The following is a 21,012-nucleotide window of genomic DNA, read 5'->3' as shown; positions in this document are numbered from 1 at the left end:
TGGCTATTACAGCTTCAGTTTTAAGGATAATTCAGTGATTCCTTGATTTTCCTGAGGAAATCCTGTCGTTACTATGTTAAATTTCTTATAATGCATAAGATAAATATATCGATTGCAGCAAGCTGTTTTTTCTAAAAATTGTATTTTTGCTTTGTTTTTTACACTAAAAAGAAACATTAGTTTCAACTTATGGATAGATTTTCATTTCTAAATGCCGCGCATACTGCATATTTCGCCGAACTTTATGACCAATACCTTCAGTACCCAGATAGTGTAGAGCCCAGTTGGAGGGCTTTTTTTCAAGGTTTTGATTTCGGGATGCAGCAGAATGGTGTCTCGGGTGAGGTGCTGGAAAATGCTCCCGCTCAATTTGAAGAAGGAGAGGTTCCTGAACATGTAGTTAAGGAGTTTCAGGTGATCAGGCTGATTGACGGATACCGTACCAGAGGGCATTTATTTACAAAAACCAACCCGGTAAGGGAAAGAAGAAAATACAGACCTACTCTTGATATTGAGAATTTCGGGCTTGCCGAAGAAGACCTGGATGTGGTTTTCAACGCCGGTGATATTCTTGGGATTGGGCCTGCTACCTTAAACAATATAATTGCGCATCTTGAAACGGTTTACTGCGACGCCATTGGGGTCGAATACATGTTTATACGTAAACCCGAAGAGATCTCGTGGATTCAGGAAAAACTGAATGTTAACGAGAATCATCCTAAATTCGATGCTGAGCAGAAGAAACAAATCCTGAAGAAGCTGAATGAAGCTGTTTCTTTCGAGAGCTTTCTTCACAGAAAATATGTAGGGCAAAAAAGGTTCTCTCTGGAAGGAGGGGAAAGCCTTATCCCTGCACTGGATGCTTTAATTGAGAAGGCTGCTGAAGCTGGGGTGAAGGATTTTGTGATGGGAATGGCACACAGAGGACGCCTGAATACCCTTACCAATATCTTCGGAAAAAGCGCAAAGGATATTTTTAGCGAATTTGACGGGAAAGATTACGAGCAGGATATTTTTGACGGAGATGTGAAATATCATCTTGGATGGACTTCCTGCAGGACTACCGATAACGGAAAAGAGATAAACATAAATATTGCTCCCAACCCGTCTCACCTTGAGACTGTTGGAGCCGTGGTAGAAGGAATAGCTCGTGCCAAGCAGGATCGTCGCTATGAAGGAGATCATTCTAAGGTGCTTCCTATTTTGGTGCACGGAGACGCTGCCATTGCAGGTCAGGGTGTTGTATATGAAGTGGTTCAAATGGCCCAGCTTGATGGGTACAAGACCGGTGGTACCATTCATATAGTAGTCAATAACCAGATAGGGTTTACCACAAATTATCTGGATGCAAGATCGTCTACTTACTGTACTGATGTGGCAAAAGTCACCCTTTCTCCGGTACTTCACGTAAACGCTGATGATGCCGAGGCTGTGGTGCATTCTATACTTTTTGCCCTGGAGTTCAGAATGAAGTTTCAGCGTGATGTGTTCATAGATCTTCTTGGATACAGGAAGTATGGGCATAATGAAGGGGATGAGCCAAGGTTCACACAGCCTAAACTTTATAAGGCTATCGCGAAGCATAAGAATACCAGAGACCTTTACGCTGAAAAGCTGAAGAAGGATGGTGTTATAGATGATGAATACCTGAAAAAGCTTGAAGAAGATTATAAAGCCAAGCTTGAAGAGAATTTTGAGGATTCAAGAAAAGAAGAAAAGACCAAGATCACTCCTTTTATGGAGGATGAATGGGAAGGTTTTGAAAACGTTCTTGAAGACAGGATGATGGAGGAGATCGATACTACCTACGATCTTAAGAAACTCGATAAGGTAGCTGAAGCGGTCTCAAAACTTCCGGAAAACAAGAAATTTATGCGTAAGATCAACAAGCTTGTTGATCAGAGGAATAAAATGTACTTCGAAAAGAACAAGCTGGACTGGGCAATGGCCGAGCACCTTGCTTACGGTTCTTTGCTTACCGAAGGATATAATATTCGCCTTAGCGGGCAGGACAGTGAAAGAGGTACTTTCTCTCATCGTCACGCCGTGCTGAAGGTTGAAGAAAGTGAAGAAGAGATCATCCTTCACAATAATATAGAAGGAAGAGACGGAGACTTCTTTATTTATAATTCCCCACTTTCGGAATACGGAGTGGTTGGTTTCGATTATGGCTATGCTATGGCGAGCCCCAAAACACTTACCATCTGGGAAGCCCAGTTTGGGGATTTCGTGAACGGAGCCCAGATAATGATAGATCAGTATATCTCTGCCGCCGAAGATAAATGGAAGCTTCAGAACGGCTTGGTGATGTTACTGCCTCACGGTTACGAAGGGCAGGGAGCAGAGCACTCTTCCGCAAGAATGGAGCGTTTCCTTCAGCTTTGTGCAAAGGATAATATGTATGTGGCCGATGTGACCACCCCTGCGAATATGTTCCATTTGCTTAGAAGACAGATGAAAGCAGGGTTTAGAAAACCGCTTATTGTATTTACTCCTAAGAGTTTATTGAGGCATTCAAACGTGATCTCCACCAAAGAGGAGTTTGCCAATGGCAGCTTCCAGACCTTACTGGATGACCCGAATGCAGATGCAGATAAAGTAAAAAGCCTTGTATTCTGTACAGGGAAATTCTACTACGATCTGCTGGAATATAAAGAAGAAAATGAGCGTGATGATGTGGCCTTGGTGCGCGTAGAGCAATTGTTCCCTCTTCCGGTTTCCAGGATGAAGGAGATGATGGAAAAATACAAGAATGCCGATGATGTGGTATGGGCTCAGGAAGAGCCTAGAAATATGGGTGCTTACGGGCATATGCTGCTTCATTTTAATGAGGCGAAGAACTTCAGGGTGTGTAGCAGGAAATTCTACGGATCTCCGGCTGCAGGTAGTTCTGTAAGATTCAAAAAACGTCACGAAAGAGTAATAAACAGTGTTTTTGACAAAACAGCTGAAGAAAATAAATAAAAACGAATAAATTTCTGCCTGGCAGAAACAATAATAAAAACAAAGATCATGGCCTTAGAAATGAAAGTTCCTTCTCCCGGGGAATCTATTACCGAAGTTGAAATAGCTCAATGGCTGGTTGAAGACGGGGATTACGTTGAAAAAGATCAGGCAATTGCCGAGGTAGACAGTGATAAAGCCACTCTTGAGCTTCCTGCGGAAGCCAGTGGTATCATTACCCTGAAAGCTGAAGAAGGTGATGCCGTAGCTGTTGGAGAAGTAGTGTGCCTGATAGATACCGAAGCTGAAAAACCTGAAGGAGATGGTGGTTCAGATGAGGACAATAAGAAAGAGGAGGATAAAGCGAAGACTGACGCTAAGAAAGAGGAGCCTTCAAAACCCTCTACTCCAAAACAGGAGCAGGATAAAAAAGAGGAAAAAGAAAGCTATGCCAGTGGGAGTCCTTCTCCTGCAGCTAAAAAGATCCTTGACGAAAAGGGTGTGGATGCCAAGTCTGTAAAAGGATCCGGTAAGGATGGAAGAATCACCAAGGAGGATGCGGTGCAGGCCAAGCCTTCTATGGGAACTCCCGGGTCCGGGAAAAGAGGTGAGAGCCGTAAGAAAATGTCTATGCTCCGTCGTAAGGTGGCCGAGCGTCTTGTTTCAGCTAAAAATGAGACGGCGATGCTTACCACTTTCAATGAGGTAGATATGTCTCCGATCTTTACTTTGCGTAAAAAATATAAAGAAGAGTTTAAAGAGAAGCATGGGGTAAGCCTTGGGTTTATGTCTTTCTTCACTTTGGCCGTTGTGCGTGCCTTAGATATGTATCCCGATGTGAACTCTATGATAGATGGAGATTACCAGATGAAGTATGACTATAAGGATATCAGTATTGCAGTTTCGGGGCCAAAAGGCCTAATGGTTCCTGTGATCAGGAATGCTGAAAATCTTAGCTTTAGAGGGGTTGAGCAGGAAGTGAAAGACCTTGCAACCCGTGCTCGTGACGGAAAGATTACTGTAGATGAAATGACCGGAGGTACATTTACCATTACTAATGGAGGGGTGTTCGGTTCTATGCTTTCTACTCCAATTATTAACCCTCCTCAGAGCGGGATTCTGGGAATGCATAATATCGTGGAACGTCCTGTTGCCATTGATGGTCACGTAGAAATCAGGCCAATTATGTATGTGGCGCTTTCTTATGATCACAGAATAATTGACGGGAAAGAATCTGTAGGTTTCCTTGTGGCTGTAAAAGAAGCTCTTGAAAATCCTGAGGAACTGCTAATGGATAACGATGTGAAAAGAGCGCTGGAATTATAGAAGGCGATCTTATTACCTGAAAAATAAAAAAGGCAGCACTTTAAAGTGCTGCCTTTTTTCATTCAACCCGCAAAAAATTAAAATAAAACTAATGTCAAGAAATTTAAAAACAAAACTCCCAAAATTGCAATGGCCAATATAATTAAAAGCAAAGGTGGAAGAGTCTTATTTTTCATTTCTTAAACATGAAACTAACATTAATAATCCAAATGTAGTTTCTTAGACTTCAGAAGTCAAAGGGTGTTTTTCCCCTTCTTTATTTCAAATAGAGCGCGTTGTCCTTATAGTCTATAATAGCCTTTCCTTTTTTGAGGATATCTGCACCTATAATTCCGTGAACTTTATCGGCATCGTGGTTTACCAGGGCCTCATTCACATGTCTAAGGTCGAAAACAACCAGATCTACTTTCTTCTTTTTCCATCCCTTGATCTCGATACGGTTTTTTTGTGCTACCTGGGTGATCATATTGGTGGCGCCCGCCCCCGCAGCTTTTACATCGCTGTCCTCTGCCATTAGCTTGAAGTGTTCTATGGCATCTATTCCTACACAACTGCTTGAAGCACCCGTGTCCAGTATGAAATTCCCTTCAATATTATTTATTTTGGCCACCACCTCCAGGTGGTTGGTCTTAGTGGTCTTCAGTTTTATGCGTTTGAAGCCTTTTTCCTTCAGCAATTTCTTTAATGACGACATTCTTTCAGTTTTTCACAAAGATAGGTCTTCAAAATAAATTATTTTTGCGTTTATGATAATAACCGATACCCATATACATTTATATAGTGAAGATTTTGACGCCGATAGAGATGAGCTTATCCAAACGGCTGTAAATAGTGGAGTGCAGAGGTTCTTTATTCCGGCGATCGATTCGGAATATACCCAGAGAATGTACGAGCTGGAAGGGAATTATCCCGACCGCATGTTCCTAATGACCGGCCTTCACCCCACCCATGTCAAAGAAAATTACAAAGAAGAGCTGGCTCATGTGGAAAGTCAGCTTGAAAAACGTGATTTTTATGCCATAGGGGAGATCGGGATAGACCTTTATTGGGATAAATCGACATTGGAGATTCAGAAGGATGCTTTCAGGAAGCAGATTCGACTTGCTAAAAAGCACAAACTCCCGATTGTTATTCACTGCAGAAACGCGTTCGATGAGGTGTTTGAAGTGCTGGAATCGGAGAAGGGAGATGATCTTTTTGGAATTTTTCACTGCTTCACGGGTACCTTGGAACAGGCAAAGCAGGCTTTGTCCTATAACATGAAGCTTGGTATAGGCGGAGTAGTGACTTTTAAGAATGGAAAAATTGATAAATTTATGGATCAGCTTCCGCTTGAAGAACTGGTGCTGGAAACAGATGGTCCTTATCTTTCTCCTGCTCCTTATCGCGGAAAAAGAAATGAGCCTGTTTATATTCTAAAGGTGGCGGAAAAGCTGGCTGATATTTACGGGAAATCTGTCGAAGAGATAGCAGATGTCACTACCCGTACTTCAAAAGATATATTTGGAATTTAAAGGTAAATAATTATAAATTTTGTTCATTTGTTAAGATAAGCCCATATCACGTGCAAGATTTTGAAGAAATAAGATATTATGAGGGAGCTGAAGTAAATGAGGCTCTAAGACAGTATGTTAAACATCCTATGGTGAAAGCACTTTTGCAATTCACCTTTCCGGAAAAGGAATTTGATGCTATAGAAGAGATCGTGCTCGATTGTTATTCCATTGAGGATTTTCAGTCAAGGGTGATCTATCATACGGTAGCCAAGGTGTTGGAAAAAAGCACCGAAGGTTTAACTTATGAAGGCTTTGATAAACTGGAAAAAGAAGAATCTTATTTCTATATTTCCAATCACAGGGATATTATTCTCGATACTTCCCTGCTCAACTATACGCTTATAGATCATGACATGGTGACTACGGCTTCGGCGATTGGAGATAATCTTGTTCAAAAGCCATTTTTGATGGCGCTTTCAAGGCTTAACAGGAATTTCCTTGTGAAAAGAGGGATCTCTCCCCGTGAAATGCTGCGCAGTTCGCAGGTGCTTTCCGGTTATGTAAAAAAACTGCTGCTTCAGGATGGTCGTTCTGTATGGATGGCTCAGCGGGAAGGAAGGACCAAAGATGGAAGTGATGTCACCCAGCAAGGGGTTTTGAAGATGCTGGCTATGGCAAAAGGGGGCTTGAGTCTTGCAGAATATTTCGCTAAGCTTAAGATCGTGCCGGTGGCCATTTCATACGAATTTGATCCTACCGATATCCTGAAAATGCCCGAAATACTTGCAAAAAGGATGAAAGAAACCTATGTGAAATCTGCTAATGAAGATTTTAACTCTATTATGCAGGGAGCAGTAGGGAATAAGGGGCGAATTCATATTAGTGCCGGAGAGGTGCTTAGGCTTGAAGATTTTGAAGAGGCAATTGCCGGAGAACACTCGGTTAATGGCCAGCTTAAGGCCATCGCTTCTAAGATTGACGAGATGATATATGAACATTACAAGTTATGGCCTGCCAATTATATTGCACATGACCTGTTGTATAATTCGGAGGAATATTCTGACTTTTATACTTCCAAAGAAAAAAGACAGTTTGAGCGCCGCCTTACCAGGAGAATAGACGTGAAAAATGCGCTGGAACTTAACAGTTACTTATTAATGTATGCTAACCCGGTAATTAACAAAGAGGCGTTGTATGAAGAAAAGGGCTAAGATTTTAATTGTTTATACCGGTGGTACAATCGGTATGATCAAAGATTATGATACCGGTGCCTTAAAAGCTTTTAATTTTGATGAACTGCTTCAAAATATTCCTGAATTAAAGATCCTGGAGCACGAAATTGACACACTTAGTTTTGAAGATCCTATAGATTCTTCTAATATGAACCCGGTTTATTGGGTAAGAATTGCTGAAACTATTTATAACCGACTTGAGGAATATGACGGTTTTGTGGTGCTGCATGGTAGTGATACTATGTCCTATACCGCATCGGCCTTGAGCTTTATGTTTGAAAATCTCACCAAACCTGTAATATTTACGGGATCGCAGCTCCCGATTGGGGACTTGAGAACTGACGCTAAGGAAAATCTTATAACAAGTATTCAGATTGCAGGTGCTCAGAAGAATGGACGGCCATTGATTTCGGAGGTTGGTCTTTACTTTGAATATAAACTATACCGGGCTAACCGTACCACGAAAATAAATGCGGAGCACTTTCAGGCTTTTGCTTCGTTGAATCATCCGCCACTGGCAGAATCGGGAGTCTACCTTTCTGTGAACCATCAGGCGCTATGGAGGCCTAACAGAAGGCAGAAAACCAAACTGCATACAGGTTTTGATGATGAGGTGCTTATTCTTAAGATGTTTCCGGGGATTAGTGAGAGTACCGTAGAACATATTTTGTCTAAGCCTAATTTAAAAGGAGTGGTGCTGGAAACCTACGGAAGCGGGAACGCCCCTACCGATGCCTGGTTCATAGAGCTGTTGAGAAAGAAAATTTCTTCAGGACTTAGAATAGTTAATGTTACCCAGTGTATTGGAGGCAGTGTGGCAATGGGTAATTATGAGACCAGTGTGGAGCTCAAAAAGATAGGCGTGGTCTCCGGAAAGGATATTACTACAGAGGCTGCAATAGCCAAATTAATGTATCTTTTAGGCAAGGAATTGTCTCCCAAAGTATTTAAAACTATCTTTGAAACTTCTTTACGGGGGGAGATGGCCTAAAATTAACGCTACATACTTGACCGTGTATTATTTTTTTTGTTATTTGCCGCACGTTAAAAAACGTTAATAGAGAGGTGGCCGAGTGGTCGAAGGCGCACGCCTGGAAAGTGTGTATACGTCACAAGCGTATCGAGGGTTCGAATCCCTTCCTCTCTGCGAATTTTTAAGTATTTTTATTAAAAAATTATTTTTATATCTTTAACCCTTTAACTAATTAAATTAAGACAAACAGTAATGAAAAGATTATTTTCTATTTTGGTAATCGCCGCGGTTATGGTGCTTGGAGCCGTAAATCTTAATGCGGCCAACAATGTGAATACATTGCCGGGTACAATTGCAACCTTTGTACAACAAGACGAAGAGGCTGCTGCCGACGTAGCGGACGAGGAGGAATCAGTAGGTTTCCACCAGGAGCTAAAAAGACGTTTTATAGAAGGTGGTCCTGGGTTTATGGGAATCGTTCTTCTATGTTTAATTCTTGGTTTGGCTATTGCCATTGAGAGAATTATCTTTTTGAACCTGTCAACTACAAACACTAAGAAGCTGGCTCAGAATGTTGAGGACGCCCTACAGAGTGGAGGAGTAGAAGCTGCTAAGGAAGTATGCCGTAACACAAAAGGCCCTGTTGCTTCTATCTACTACCAAGGACTTGATCGTGCTGACGAGAGTATTGAAGCTGCTGAGAAAGCAGTTGTTGCTTACGGAGGTGTTCAGATGGGACAATTGGAGAAAAACGTATCTTGGGTATCTTTATTTATCGCTCTTGCCCCTATGCTTGGGTTTATGGGTACTGTAATTGGTATGATTCAGGCCTTTGACCGTATTGAGGCAGCCGGAGATATGCAGCCATCACTTGTGGCAGGAGGTATTAAAGTTGCACTTCTTACAACCGTATTTGGTTTGATCGTTGCAATTATCCTTCAGATTTTCTACAACTACATCATCGCGAAGATTGACAGTATCGTTAACGATATGGAAGATGCGTCAATCCTATTGATCGATATGTTAGTAGAGTACAAAAACAAAAAAAGAATTTAAGACCTAGTTAGATTATGACCTTACATAAAATTTTAAAATATCTGGCAATTGTTATAGGTGTAGCAGGTCTTATCCTTTTGGGAAGGATCATCTATGCCGGAGACGATGCCATTGAAGCTTCTGGCGATATGCAAGCCAGTCTTCTGGAGCCATTTATGTGGGTGGCCTACCTTGTACTATTTGTAGTAATATTCCTGGTGGCGATCTTCGTAATAAAAGGTTTGTTCCGGGGGAATATTAAGAACACCATTATAGCGATCGGATCCTTTGCAGCAATCGTGCTAATTGCATATCTTTTAACTGAAGGTACAGCAAAAACACTTAAAGACGGAGGAACGCTTTCAGCCAGTGGAGATCACTGGGTAGGAGCAGGATTAGTGACATTCTATATCCTTGCAGGTATTGCAATCGCTTCTATGGTATTCTCAGGAATCAAAAAATTAACTAAGTAATTATGGCTAGAAGATCAGCACCGGAAGTTAATGCCGGCTCTATGGCCGATATTGCCTTCTTGCTTTTAATCTTCTTTTTGGTTACTACAACCATCGAGACAGATAGCGGGATTAGTAGGAAACTACCCCCGTGGCAACCTGAAGAGCAAGAGCCGCCGGTAATTAAACAACGTAACATCTTCCAGGTACTTGTTAATAGTAATAACGAGCTATTGGTGGAAGATGAAGAGATGGAAATAGGTGAGTTGCGTGAAGCAGCCTTTAAATTCCTTGATAATGGTGGTGGAACCGGAGAAGAAGCTTGTAGCTTCTGTCAGGGTCCCGGATCTCCGGAATCCTCGGTGAATCCTCAAAAAGCCATTATTTCCCTTGTAAACAACCGGGGAACAGAGTATGGAACCTATATAGCAGTGCAAAACGAACTTGTTGCAGCTTATAATGAATTGAGGGATAGAGAAGCTAACAGACTTTATGGTACAAGCTATACCAAAATGGAAGCTGATTACAATGACCCTAATTATAATGGCGATAAAGACGCACTGAAAGAAAAGATTGAGGCAATTAAGGATATGATTCCTCAAAAACTATCTGAGGCCGAGCCTAAAGGTTAATCCCTTTTTAATTAACAAAACTTAAGTTGACCTATTATGTCTAAATTTAAAAAGAAAAAGTCTGGCGATCTACCTGCCATTAGTACGGCTTCTTTACCTGATATTGTGTTTATGCTGTTGTTCTTCTTTATGGTGGCAACAGTAATGCGTCAGAACACATTGATGGTTCAGAATAAGCTGCCTAAGGCAAACCAGGTGGAAAAGCTGGATAAAAAGGACTTGGTAATGTATATTTATGCAGGTAAACCCAGCCCTAGATATCAGGCTAAGTATGGTACAGAGGCCCGTATTCAGTTAAACGATAAGTTTGCTAACGTTAGTGACGTACAGCAATTCATTTATACTGAAAGAGAGTCTAAGAGAGAGGAGTTAATCCCTTATCTTACAACGGCCCTTAAGGTAGATGTTGAGACAAATATGGGACTGGTTTCCGATATCAAACAAGAATTGAGGAAAGCTGAAGCCCTTAAAATTAACTATACTACCATTACTGGTGACGCAAAAGAAAATATGTAAGTCTTACATAAATTCAGTTAAAAACATCCCGTCTTAAGCAATTAGGACGGGATGTTTTTTTATATTTAAACCGCTAATGCGGTCCCGGAATATGAAATTCTTTAAAGTTTGCTTTCTCCTGTTGTTATCCTTTTCCTCTGGTCTTTATTCGCAGATTGAAGATAGGAAAGAAGTGGCCAAACGGAACCTTGATTCTATTCCTATTGTTGTAGATAGTCTTTATCGTGAAGACCAGTTTTATGTGGGCTTTTCGTTCAATGTCCTTACCAATAAGGCTGCTGCTATCTCTAATTCCGGTTTTTCCGGAGGGATCCATGTGGGAGCTATGAGGGATTTCCCGCTTAATAAGCGCAGGAATGTTGCTATTGCCGCCGGCTTGGGCTGGTCCCTAAATAGTTACGGGCAAAACCTTTTTATAGGAGAAACTCCTGGTGGGGAAACGATCTTTAGAAGCCTGGACGGACGAATTGATTATGATAAGAACAGATTTACCACCCAGTTAGTAGAAGTGCCTTTAGAATTCAGGTGGCGTACCTCAACACCAACGAGTTATAAATTCTGGCGGATTTACACTGGCTTCCGTTTGGGGTATATCTATTATTTCAGGTCCCGGTTTGTGCAGGGAGACCATATCGTGCGGCAAACCAAACTTCCTGAATTAGAACGCCTGCGTTTGGGAACTACATTTACCTTTGGCTTCAATACTTTTAACTTCCAGTTCTATTACAGTCTGAACAGTCTCTTTAAGAATGCCGAAGTAGAGGGGAGTGAGATTGGTGCATTTCCGCTTAAAATAGGCCTGACCTTTTATATTCTATAACCAGAACTTAAGAACTATGATTTGTGGAAGCAGGCCTATGAGGAATCCCAGGATTAGCTCCTGATATGTGTGAGCTCTATAGGACAATCTGGAAGATGCCGTAAGCCCAAGTGCAAGTATTAAAAATGAGATGCTGTAGATAAGGTTCAGGCGGTAAAAGCTACTCATTGCAATTATGAATACCGTAAGCCCGGTTAAACCAACCATATGAAGGCTTATCTTTTGTTTAAAGAGCGCAAATAGATAACTAAGCATAGTTGAGCCTAAGATCCCGATAAAATAGTAATAGAGGGCCGGATAATTGTAAACGTTCAGGATCTGTTTCAGAACCATAACGATTAGCAGAATAAAGAAGAACAGGGGCCATTTTCTCTCTCCTACATTTTTAAGAAAAATACTTTCAGCCTTCCCCAGATTTTTCAACAGAAAATAGAAGACTATGGGGATGAACAAGGTAATGATCGCTATGGCAAGCAGCTTCGCTTTTATAACGCCGTAAGGAAAAAACCTTGGCGTGAGCATAAAATACAGAAGACTCCCTATAAATGGAGTCCAAAGCGGATGAAAGATATAAGAAGCAGCTTTTAAAAGTAGTTTCATTAGATCTCTTTGCGTAATCTTGCGACAGGAATGTCCAGTTGCTCCCTGTATTTCGCGACGGTTCGGCGTGCGATAGGGTAGCCCTTGTCTTTAAGAACCTTGGCGAGTTTTTCGTCGGTAAGCGGTTTACGTTTATTCTCCTCGTCAATAGACATTTCCAGGATCTTCTTGATCTCTCTGGTTGAAACATCTTCTCCCTGCACATTCTTCATAGATTCCGAGAAGAATTCCTTTATAAGTTTGGTTCCGTAAGGAGTGTCCACATATTTACTGTTGGCCACCCTGGAAACGGTAGAGACGTCCATTTCAATCTCATCGGCAATATCCTTTAAGATCATAGGCCTCAAATTGCGTTCATCCCCGGTAAGGAAATATTCTTTTTGGTAGTTCATAATGGCACTCATTGTGACCATCAGGGTCTGTTGACGTTGCTTAATTGCTTCTATGAACCATTTGGCAGCATCCAGCTTCTGTTTAATGAACATTACAGCGTCTTTCTGAGCCTTTGTTTTTTCTTTCGACTCTTTGTAGCCTTTCAGCATATTGCTGTAGTCTCTCGAGACGTGCATTGTAGGAGCATTTCTCCCGTTAAGACTAAGTTCCAGTTCCCCGTCTACGATCTTGATGGTAAAATCAGGGATTACATGCTCAACCATCCTGGTGTTGCCGGAATAGGCGCCACCGGGTTTTGGGTTCAGGTGTTCAATAACATCTATGGCTTCCCTTAATTCGTCTTCTGAAATGTCGTGTTTGGAAAGTAACTTCTTATAATGCTTCTTGCTGAACTGGTCAAAAGACTTATCGAGTATCTCTGTAGCTAATTCTACAGGCTTAGTGGGCTCTTTTCGTTTTAATTGAATAAGCAGGCATTCCTGAAGTGAACGTGCTCCTACGCCGGCCGGATCGAGTTCTTGGACCTTTTTGAGAACCTTTTCAACTGTTTCCTCGTCGGTATAGACATTCTGGGTGAACGCCAGATCGTCTACCACGTCCTGCAAAGTTCTTCGCAGGTATCCACTTTCGTCTACACTTCCAACCAGGAACTGAGCGATCTCCTGCTCGGTTTCGTTGAATCGGAAGGTGCTTAACTGGGTTTTTAAATGCTGGGTGAATGAAGTCCCCGCTGCATACGGCACTCTTTTCTCATCGTCATCGGGACTGTAATTATTGGCCTGAAGTCGGTAGCTCGGGATCTCATCATCACTCAGGTATTCATCCACATCTATTTCGGTCTCGATGGTCTCGTTCCCGTAATCGTCTTCTTCAGCCTCATTGCTTGCAAAATCATCTTCATACTCATCTCTTACCTCCTCGGTCTTCCCATCTTCCAAGGCAGGGTTTTCCTCCAATTCCTGTTTGATCCTCTGCTCGAAGGCCTGAGTAGGGAGCTGGATAAGCTTCATCAGCTGAATTTGCTGTGGGGAAAGCTTTTGAGATAACTTGAGATTTAATTGCTGTTTAAGCATACAATAGATTTGCTTTACTACAAAAATAAGGAAAACAACTCTAGGATAGCTTTGGCACAGAAGATGTTTGTGGTAAAATTTTGTTAAGGGCTTTCCTTTAAATCTTTAAGTTTTCTGAATTTCTTCGGAAGCCTCAATTCAAATGTTAATCTTTCGCCTTTGATGGGATGGGTAAATGAAATCCCGCCTGAAAAGAGAAACAGATTCTTTTTCTGAAAAGGTCCGGTTTCTTCGTTCCCGTAAATTTTATCTCCAACAATCGGGTGATTTTCATTTGCCAGGTGTATCCTTATCTGGTGTGTTCTCCCGGTTTCCGGAAAAGCCTTTATCAGGCTGAAGTCTGCATTTCCGATCTTATAGGTTTCGATAAGCTCTACCCGCGTTCTTGCAGGTTTTCCATCTATTTCCCCGGTGATTTCCCGGATCTTATTAGGTGTTCCGTGCACCAGGGCAGTGTATATTTTTTGGATCTTCTTTTCTTCAAACTGTTTTTGAAGCTCAATAAGCGCACCTCTTGTTTTGGCGCAGACAAGTATGCCGGAGGTGGGATTGTCCAGCCGATGAGCGGGCAGGGGTTCCGGTAATTTATCTATTTGGCCCGAAGCCTTCAGGTTATAGGGGAGAGCATTCTGGACGGTCCTGAAATAATTGCCGCTGGTAGGAAATCCTGCTGGTTTATTGACCAGGGCGAGAAACTCATCTTCGTAGAGGATCTCTAATTTAAGTTCGAAATGCTTGCTTGAAGCGGGTTGGGGTTGGAGAAGTTCTATTTTTTGTCCTTCCCTTATCCAGTCTGAAGTTTTTGCCGGGAGGCCATCCATCAGGATCAGTTCCTTTTTAATGGCTTTTTTGATCCCGCTGCGTGTAGTGATACTTTTGAAAATGGAAACAGCATATTCCTGCAACCGGATTTTTTCAGCGGTTGCAGGAACAATATGTGTTTCTATGATCTTCAATTAAAATTCTGCGTTCTGCGGAGTTCTTGGGAAAGGGATCACATCTCTTATGTTGCCCATTCCTGTTACGAACTGTACGAGTCTCTCAAATCCTAATCCGAACCCGCTGTGTACACAGGTTCCGAACTTACGGGTGTCCAGATACCACCAAAGTTCTTTTTCGTCTATATCCAGCTCTTTCATCTTAGCTTTAAGAACGTCCAGGCGTTCTTCACGCTGGGAACCTCCTACGATCTCACCGATTCCCGGGAAAAGTATGTCCATAGCGCGAACGGTATTTCCGTCTTCATTAAGGCGCATATAAAAAGCCTTGATATCTGCCGGGTAATCGAATAAGATCACCGGAGACTTAAAATGTTTCTCTACAAGGAATCTTTCGTGCTCGCTCTGAAGATCGGCTCCCCATTCCTCGATCACGTAGTTGAATTTCTTCTTCTTGTTAGGCTTCGAATTCTTCAGAATATCGATGGCTTCAGTATAGCTTACTCGTTTGAAGTTATTTTCAAGGACAAAGTTAAGTTTATCCAGGAGGCTCATTTCGCTGCGTTCAGCCTTCGGCTTGGCCTGGTCTTCTTTTTCCTGGCGCTGGGCAAGGAACTCAAGATCATCCTTACAGTTGTCAAGCACGTATTTCAGCACGTATTTGATGAAGTCTTCAGCCAGGTCCATATTCCCGTCAAGATCACAGAAGGCCACTTCCGGCTCTATCATCCAGAATTCAGCAAGGTGTCTTGAAGTATTCGAGTTTTCTGCACGGAAGGTCGGGCCAAAAGTGTAAACCTGCCCAAGTCCAAGGGCATAGGTTTCTGCTTCCAGCTGCCCGGAAACGGTTAGATTGGTTTCTTTTCCGAAGAAATCTTTTTTATAATCTATAGCTCCGTCCTCATTCTTGGGCGGATTCTTCAGGTCAAAATTGGTCACTTTGAACATCTCTCCGGCTCCTTCGGCATCACTTCCGGTAATAATTGGAGTGTTCACGTAGTGGAAATTGTTCTGCTGGAAATAGCTGTGCACGGCAAAAGACAGTTTTGACCTTACGCGCATCACCGCTCCAAAGGTATTCGTTCTTACCCTAAGATGCGCCTGCTCTCTTAGCTTTTCAAGGCTATGGCGTTTTGGGGAAAGAATGGTAAGCTTAACCTCTTCAGGGTTCGCATCTCCCAGGATGTCAATGCTGGTAACCTCGATCTCCACCTTTTGCTGACTTCCGAGGCTTTCCTTAAGAGTTCCTTTTACGTGAATTGCGGCACCTACCGTGATACGTTTAAGGGTCTCTTCATCGGTATTTTCAAAATCTATAACACACTGGAGGTTATTGATGGTGGAACCGTCATTTATAGCTATAAAGCGATTGCTCCTGAAAGAGCGTACCCAACCTTTAACCTCAAACTCCTGTAAAAACTGATTGCTGTCTAATATTTCAGCAACTTTTGCCTGTATCATTTATTTAGATTTAGAAAGGAACAAAGATAATTTTTCCCGTTAAGCCAACCAAGATTGGCAATTAATTTATATTAAGCTTTATCGCTGTGTTGTTCTTCTTCTTTTCTGATCTCCTCTTCGTCTTCCTCGCTTTCGATGATCTTCATCGCAGGTTCTTTCAACACCTTCTTGTTTGCGATATTTCTTTCAAGGGAAAGAAGTAAAGACGGTAAAAGCAGAAGGTTGGAAAGCATTGCGAACAGAAGGGTTGCCGAAACCAGTCCACCAAGGGCAACGGTACCGCCGAAGCTACTGATCATAAATACTGAAAATCCGAAGAAAAGCACTATTGAGGTATAGAACATACTAAGCCCTGTTTCTCTAAGTGCGGCGTAAACCGATCTTTTGATCTTCCAGTTGTTGGCCTTCAGTTCCTGCCTGTATTTCGCCAGGAAGTGAATGGTATCGTCTACCGAGATCCCGAAGGCGATACTGAAAACCAGAATAGTTGAAGGTTTTATTGGTACTCCAAGGAAGCCCATCATTCCTGCTGTTACCAGTAATGGGAGCAGGTTTGGTACCAAGGAGATAAGGATCATCCTGAAAGAACGGAACATCCAGGCCATAAAAATGGCGATGAGCAGGATGGCTAACGAAAGCGAGATCACCAGGTTTTTTACCAGGTAGTTAGTTCCTTTCTGGAAAATAAGTGCCTTCCCGGTCATCGTGACATCGTAGCGCTCTTCAGGGAAGATCTTGTTGATCTGTGGCCAGAGATTTTCCTCGATCCTCTCCATTTTGTCGGTCCCGATATCCTTCATAAAGGTGGTTATCCTGGCGTATCTTCCGGTAGAGTCTACGTAGGAGTTAAGCATCCCTTCTCCCGAAGAAAGGCTTTTCGCATACGGCATTATGAAATTTCGCTCCTGGGAACTTGGTAACTGGTAATATTTCGGGTTGTCGTTATAGTAAGCCTGCTTCGAATATTTTACCAGCCGGGTAACCGAAAGCGGTTCTGAAAGTTCGGGAACTTCAGCTACCAGATTTTCCAGCTTTTCAATTCGTTTAAGCGTGGAAAGTTTCAAAACACCTTTCGGTCTTTTGGTATCCACAAGAATTTCCAAAGGCATAATTCCGTCGAACTCCTCCTCAAAAAACTTGATGTCTTCAAAGAAAGCAGCTTCCTGCGGCATATCTTCCAGTAAGCTTCCCGAAATCCTGATGGTGTAAATTCCAATGATGCTTATCACCAGCAAACTTATCGAAACTATATAGATGCTGATACGGTGGTGCTTTACCATCTTTTCCATCCAGTTCACGATCCCGTTTATCCAGACCTTATTCAGGTGTTTCAGGTGCTTGTCCTTCGGAATATACATATAGCTGTAGATGATCGGGATGATCAGCAGGCTCAGGATGAAAATGGCAACGATATTGATGGATGCCACGATCCCGAATTCGGTAAGAAGCTTACTATCAGTAAGTATAAATGTGGCAAAACCCGATGCCGTGGTAATATTGGTCATTAGGGTGGCATTCCCGACTTTGGTGATCACCCTTTGCAGGGACTTCGCCTGGTTCCCGTGATTCTGAATCTCCTGTTGATACTTATTGATTAGGAAGATACAGTTCGGGATCCCGATCACAATAATAAGGGGCGGAATAAGAGCCGTAAGCACTGTAATCTCGTAATGTAACAGTCCTATGACCCCAAAGGCCCACATCACCCCGATGCATACCGTTAGCATTGAAATAAGCGTGGCTCTTATCGAGCGGAAAAAGAAAAAGAAGATAAGGGAGGTGACTGCAAGGGCAGCAACAATAAATAACCCAATTTCATCTATGATGTTCTGGGAATTCAGGGTACGTATATACGGCATTCCTGAAACCTTTAGTTCCAGGTCGTTCGTTTCTTCAAAATTTTCAATTAGCGGAACCAGTTCCTGAAGAACAAAATCCTTTCTTTCCTTAGAGTTTACGATCTCCTTGTTAAGGTACAGAGCCGATTGTATGGTATTGGAATGCGGGCTGTACACCAGGTTTTTATAAAAAGGAAGGCTGTTGAAAAGGCTGTCCTCGTATTTGGCAAGCTCTTGCTTATCCAGGTCTTTTTCCTTGAAAAAAGGGACCATTTCAAAACGCTTAGGATCCTCGAACTTCTTCAGGGTTTTCAGATCGCCCACCGAGATCACATAATCTACCTCGCTGTATTCCTTAAGGTCGTTGTTAAGTTTGTTCCAGGCTGAAAACTTTTCCGGGGTAAAAAGGGAAGAATCCTTCACCCCGATCACAATAAGATTGCCTTCTTCTCCAAATTTGTCTAGAAAATCCTGGTATTTCAGGTTGATGGGGTGGTCATCAGGTAAAAGATTCGCTTCGGTAAAAGAAAACCTCATATTCTTCCACTGGCTGGCAAGAAATACCGTGAGTCCCAGAATTATAAGGATTATTACTAAGCGGTTACGAAGTATCAATCTCGCGATCGAATTCCAAAAACCAAAACTGAAAATCTTAGACATACCGGATTTTTAAGCGAGCGCAAAGGTATAAAAACCAATGCTAAATAGCGGGCTTTAAGAGCTTAAAGTCTTTTTGTTTTAAAGCTGAAGCTGGAAGGTGAACTTGAAAGAGAAATTCTCTTTGAAAGTAGGAAGGTGATAAGCGCCATAGCGATAAGCCGCACTCAGGCCTAAACCTGCAAAGATCTTATTTAATTCGATGCCAGATTCAGCGAAACCGTGTCTAAGACTTTTGAACCTCAGGTTTTGATGCCTTTCCTTGTTATCTATGCTTCCAATGGCGTAACGGCTTATAAAGACAAGCTCCGGATTAAAGCCGGGGGCAATTCTGAAAGGACGAAGCTGATGCCTGATGTGGAACATCGCGAGTTTGTCATTAAAGAATTCGTTGAAATACATCGTTTCAAAGCTGTTTCTGCCGGCTACTGAAAAACGTCTTAAGATCTCTTCCCTGTTCGGGTTGTTAGGGTAAGCGTGAAAAAGATGGGTTAGCGGAATGTCTCCAAATGCATAATTCCCTTCGGCTATGAACTCTGTTCTGGACTGGTCAAGTCGTTTTATTTCGTGTTCTATCTTCAGACCGAGTTTGGTGTAAGAGAAATCACCGCCAAATACATTTCCGATTCCCTGGTTGACCTGGCCGGTGAATTTCGGAAATGCTTTCTCGGTCATAATATTTGCTTCGGGGGTGCGAAGGAATTTGCTGAAGGGTCTCCATAAAAAGGAAAGTCTGGCTTCTGTAATATTATAATCGGAATAGGTTCTCCCGTTTAGATTGAAACGGTAACTGCTTAACTGACTGATCTCACTTCGGCCCAACTGAAATTCGGTCTTGAGCTTCGAAGTTAATAGATGTGTGAAACCGGCATAAGCTTCTCTAAAATGGTAGAAAAAGCTGATATTGACGAATCGCGGTTCCAGCAGGGCAAAGTCGTTGACGCCGGTGAGGTATTCAAAACTTCCCACTTCCTGGATATCGTCGGTATAGCCCAGCTTCAGGCTGGTCTCCTTAGCCTTATTAAGATAGATGGCAGTGTTCAGATTGTATTTTAACTGTTCGTCCTTTAATCCGTATACTGCATAGCCTCCAAGGCTGAAATGCTCTGATAACCTGTTGTTGGTCTTTCCTCCGGCACCTAATCTAATGCCTTCATAATTGTTGAATTTAAACACCTTGCTAAGGTCAAAATCCCAGAACCCGATTGGGTAGTGCCCTGTAGCCATAGATTTTTTCACTTCGATCTGGCGTTCAATATTTTCAGCCTTTATAATACTGTCAACATAAATCTTTGTGGCCTCATCACGCGAAGTGAATTCTTCCTGCCTGTTTCTTTGCCAGAAGTCCCGGTCTTGTTTTTTTGCTTCCGCCAGCACTTCGGTTTCTGAAGATGCTCTCTTAAAACGTTCAGTCTTGTTCAGGGAGATCTCGTAATTGGAGGATGTGGACGTTAAATAAAGGTCTGGACGAAGGCCGGATTTTGTGAAGATCCTATTCAGGATGTTGTTCTTGCGTTGCACCGTTCCCAGAGAGATCACCCCGCCGAAAACGGAAATGTCTTTCCCGCCGGAACCCGGTTTTATGGTGGTGGTCTGGTACACGGGAAACCACAACTTCTCCTTCGGGAAGTATTGGTAATGATGATCTACTTCCAGCCTGATGGCTCCGAGTAATTGGGCTTTAGCCTTTTGAATGGCGTAGCTCTCTGTATCCAGGTACAGGATGCCTTCAAGCCCGGCAACTACCTTTTCTCTTTTCGGTTTAAAATAGATCATATAGGCAGGCCTTTCGGTCCTGGTAGTATCCAGAATCCTGTAGCTGTAATTTTTCAGGGCGTTCTTAGCCAGCGGGGCGGCATACTCAGTTTTAAACAGTTTGTAATTTTCTTCATACAGGGAAAAAGGGTTGACGTCTAAGGCCAGAACCTCGTATACCGGTTCCTCGAAACCGGCGGTTTTGATCCCTGTAACGGTCTCTTTCCTGCCTTGCTTTTTGTTGTAATCTATTCGGGCTGTTTTTTCTGAAAGATAGGCCCTGCCGGTGTTCACTATGGTTTCTATGGCGGTGCCGGAGCTGTCGGTCTTCACCTTTATGGGCTGTCGGGCATTGTCAATTATGAACTTGGTGTAATTCTTATAGCTGTAGCCTTTCAGCGCTTTTTCGGGATTATTCTTTTTTTTAAGTGAAATAGCCTCTTTAATGATCTCTTCGGCTTTATCCTGAGTATCGGTTATCCTAACCGCATCAAGGCTTTCGGTTGAGGGGTCCAGTCTTATCAGAATATATTCGGTGCCTTTGGTCAGGCTGAATTCTTTCGGTTTAAAGCCTACATACGAGATATTTACCTCAACAGGAGATTCTGAAAAGTCAAGTTTAAAACTACCGTCAATATTGGTGAGGATCTGAGTCCCTTCAGAAGTGTTTACAGTGGCGTAGGCCAGGGGAGTACCGTTCTCAGAATTGATGACTCTTCCCGAAACCCGGTGCTGTGCAGATAATTGGAGAAATGGAATAATAAAAAAGAAAAGCAGGCAAAGGCGCATATTTATTATCCCTTTTTGAGGTTGGTCATAAAATTCTGCAATTTTATCCTAAAATAAAAATTGTCAAACTAAGTTTGCCTGCA

At 42.4% G+C, this 21,012-nt stretch carries 17 protein-coding genes and 1 tRNA gene; 11 read left to right on the top strand and 7 right to left on the bottom strand.

The window, feature by feature from the left end:
• Positions 1-189 precede the first annotated feature (189 nt).
• Together ACFQ3Q_RS01100 and odhB are read left to right on the top strand one after the other, a co-directional pair.
• On the top strand, positions 190-2,964 hold the full coding sequence (locus ACFQ3Q_RS01100; RefSeq protein ID WP_380742086.1) for a 2-oxoglutarate dehydrogenase E1 component: 2,775 nt from the start codon (positions 190-192) through the stop codon (positions 2,962-2,964).
• Between the two features lie 48 nt (positions 2,965-3,012).
• Positions 3,013-4,269, top strand: coding sequence for a 2-oxoglutarate dehydrogenase complex dihydrolipoyllysine-residue succinyltransferase (odhB, locus tag ACFQ3Q_RS01095; RefSeq protein WP_380742084.1), 1,257 nt, complete (start codon positions 3,013-3,015; stop codon positions 4,267-4,269).
• Between the two features lie 256 nt (positions 4,270-4,525).
• Here the strand turns inward: odhB and ACFQ3Q_RS01090 are convergent, their stop codons facing one another.
• Complete coding sequence (locus ACFQ3Q_RS01090) at positions 4,526-4,963, bottom strand: aspartyl protease family protein (RefSeq protein WP_380742082.1); 438 nt, start codon at positions 4,961-4,963, stop codon at positions 4,526-4,528.
• A 52-nt stretch (positions 4,964-5,015) separates the two neighbouring features.
• Here ACFQ3Q_RS01090 and ACFQ3Q_RS01085 point away from each other — a divergent pair, with 52 nt between their 5' ends.
• From ACFQ3Q_RS01085 to ACFQ3Q_RS01045, 9 genes are all read left to right on the top strand, one after another.
• Positions 5,016-5,783 (top strand): TatD family hydrolase, encoded by a 768-nt coding sequence (locus tag ACFQ3Q_RS01085; protein WP_380742080.1) that lies wholly within the window; start codon positions 5,016-5,018, stop codon positions 5,781-5,783.
• 50 nt (positions 5,784-5,833) lie between these two features.
• Positions 5,834-6,976, top strand: coding sequence for a 1-acyl-sn-glycerol-3-phosphate acyltransferase (locus ACFQ3Q_RS01080; RefSeq protein WP_380742078.1), 1,143 nt, complete (start codon positions 5,834-5,836; stop codon positions 6,974-6,976).
• A complete protein-coding gene (locus tag ACFQ3Q_RS01075) occupies positions 6,960-7,988 on the top strand; it encodes an asparaginase (RefSeq protein WP_380742076.1) in 1,029 nt (342 codons plus the stop codon). Before ACFQ3Q_RS01080 ends, ACFQ3Q_RS01075 begins: the two co-directional genes overlap by 17 nt.
• A gap of 68 nt (positions 7,989-8,056) precedes the next feature.
• A tRNA-Ser gene (locus ACFQ3Q_RS01070) sits at positions 8,057-8,144 on the top strand.
• Between the two features lie 78 nt (positions 8,145-8,222).
• Entirely contained in the window at positions 8,223-9,026 is an 804-nt protein-coding gene (locus ACFQ3Q_RS01065) for a MotA/TolQ/ExbB proton channel family protein (protein WP_380742074.1), read from the top strand.
• Positions 9,027-9,040: 14 nt separating this feature from the next.
• Complete coding sequence (locus ACFQ3Q_RS01060; protein ID WP_380742072.1) at positions 9,041-9,478, top strand: hypothetical protein; 438 nt, start codon at positions 9,041-9,043, stop codon at positions 9,476-9,478.
• Between the two features lie 2 nt (positions 9,479-9,480).
• Positions 9,481-10,089, top strand: coding sequence for an ExbD/TolR family protein (locus ACFQ3Q_RS01055; RefSeq protein WP_380742070.1), 609 nt, complete (start codon positions 9,481-9,483; stop codon positions 10,087-10,089).
• Between the two features lie 36 nt (positions 10,090-10,125).
• A complete protein-coding gene (locus ACFQ3Q_RS01050; protein WP_380742068.1) occupies positions 10,126-10,605 on the top strand; it encodes an ExbD/TolR family protein in 480 nt (159 codons plus the stop codon).
• Positions 10,606-10,696: 91 nt separating this feature from the next.
• On the top strand, positions 10,697-11,425 hold the full coding sequence (locus ACFQ3Q_RS01045; RefSeq protein ID WP_380742066.1) for a porin family protein: 729 nt from the start codon (positions 10,697-10,699) through the stop codon (positions 11,423-11,425).
• Here the strand turns inward: ACFQ3Q_RS01045 and ACFQ3Q_RS01040 are convergent.
• The 6 genes from ACFQ3Q_RS01040 to ACFQ3Q_RS01015 form a co-directional block, all read right to left on the bottom strand.
• Positions 11,420-12,025, bottom strand: coding sequence for a hypothetical protein (locus tag ACFQ3Q_RS01040; protein WP_380742064.1), 606 nt, complete (start codon positions 12,023-12,025; stop codon positions 11,420-11,422). The genes ACFQ3Q_RS01045 and ACFQ3Q_RS01040 overlap by 6 nt on opposite strands.
• The gene (rpoN, locus tag ACFQ3Q_RS01035) at positions 12,025-13,491 is read right to left on the bottom strand and encodes an RNA polymerase factor sigma-54 (RefSeq protein WP_380742062.1); all 1,467 of its coding nucleotides are present in this window, start codon (positions 13,489-13,491) and stop codon (positions 12,025-12,027) included. Before rpoN ends, ACFQ3Q_RS01040 begins: the two co-directional genes overlap by 1 nt.
• 83 nt (positions 13,492-13,574) lie before the next feature.
• The gene (locus ACFQ3Q_RS01030) at positions 13,575-14,447 is read right to left on the bottom strand and encodes an RluA family pseudouridine synthase (protein WP_380742061.1); all 873 of its coding nucleotides are present in this window, start codon (positions 14,445-14,447) and stop codon (positions 13,575-13,577) included.
• The gene (asnS, locus tag ACFQ3Q_RS01025; RefSeq protein WP_380742059.1) at positions 14,448-15,890 is read right to left on the bottom strand and encodes an asparagine--tRNA ligase; all 1,443 of its coding nucleotides are present in this window, start codon (positions 15,888-15,890) and stop codon (positions 14,448-14,450) included. It lies immediately after the preceding gene.
• A gap of 71 nt (positions 15,891-15,961) precedes the next feature.
• A complete protein-coding gene (locus tag ACFQ3Q_RS01020; protein WP_380742057.1) occupies positions 15,962-18,388 on the bottom strand; it encodes an efflux RND transporter permease subunit in 2,427 nt (808 codons plus the stop codon).
• A gap of 78 nt (positions 18,389-18,466) precedes the next feature.
• Positions 18,467-20,929 (bottom strand): DUF5686 and carboxypeptidase-like regulatory domain-containing protein, encoded by a 2,463-nt coding sequence (locus ACFQ3Q_RS01015; protein ID WP_380742055.1) that lies wholly within the window; start codon positions 20,927-20,929, stop codon positions 18,467-18,469.
• Positions 20,930-21,012 lie beyond the last annotated feature (83 nt).

This window comes from Salegentibacter chungangensis (assembly GCF_042678405.1).
GTDB lineage: Bacteria > Bacteroidota > Bacteroidia > Flavobacteriales > Flavobacteriaceae > Salegentibacter_A > Salegentibacter_A chungangensis.
Note: the sequence above shows the minus strand (reverse complement) of the source record. Positions and strands in the feature narration are given on the sequence as shown.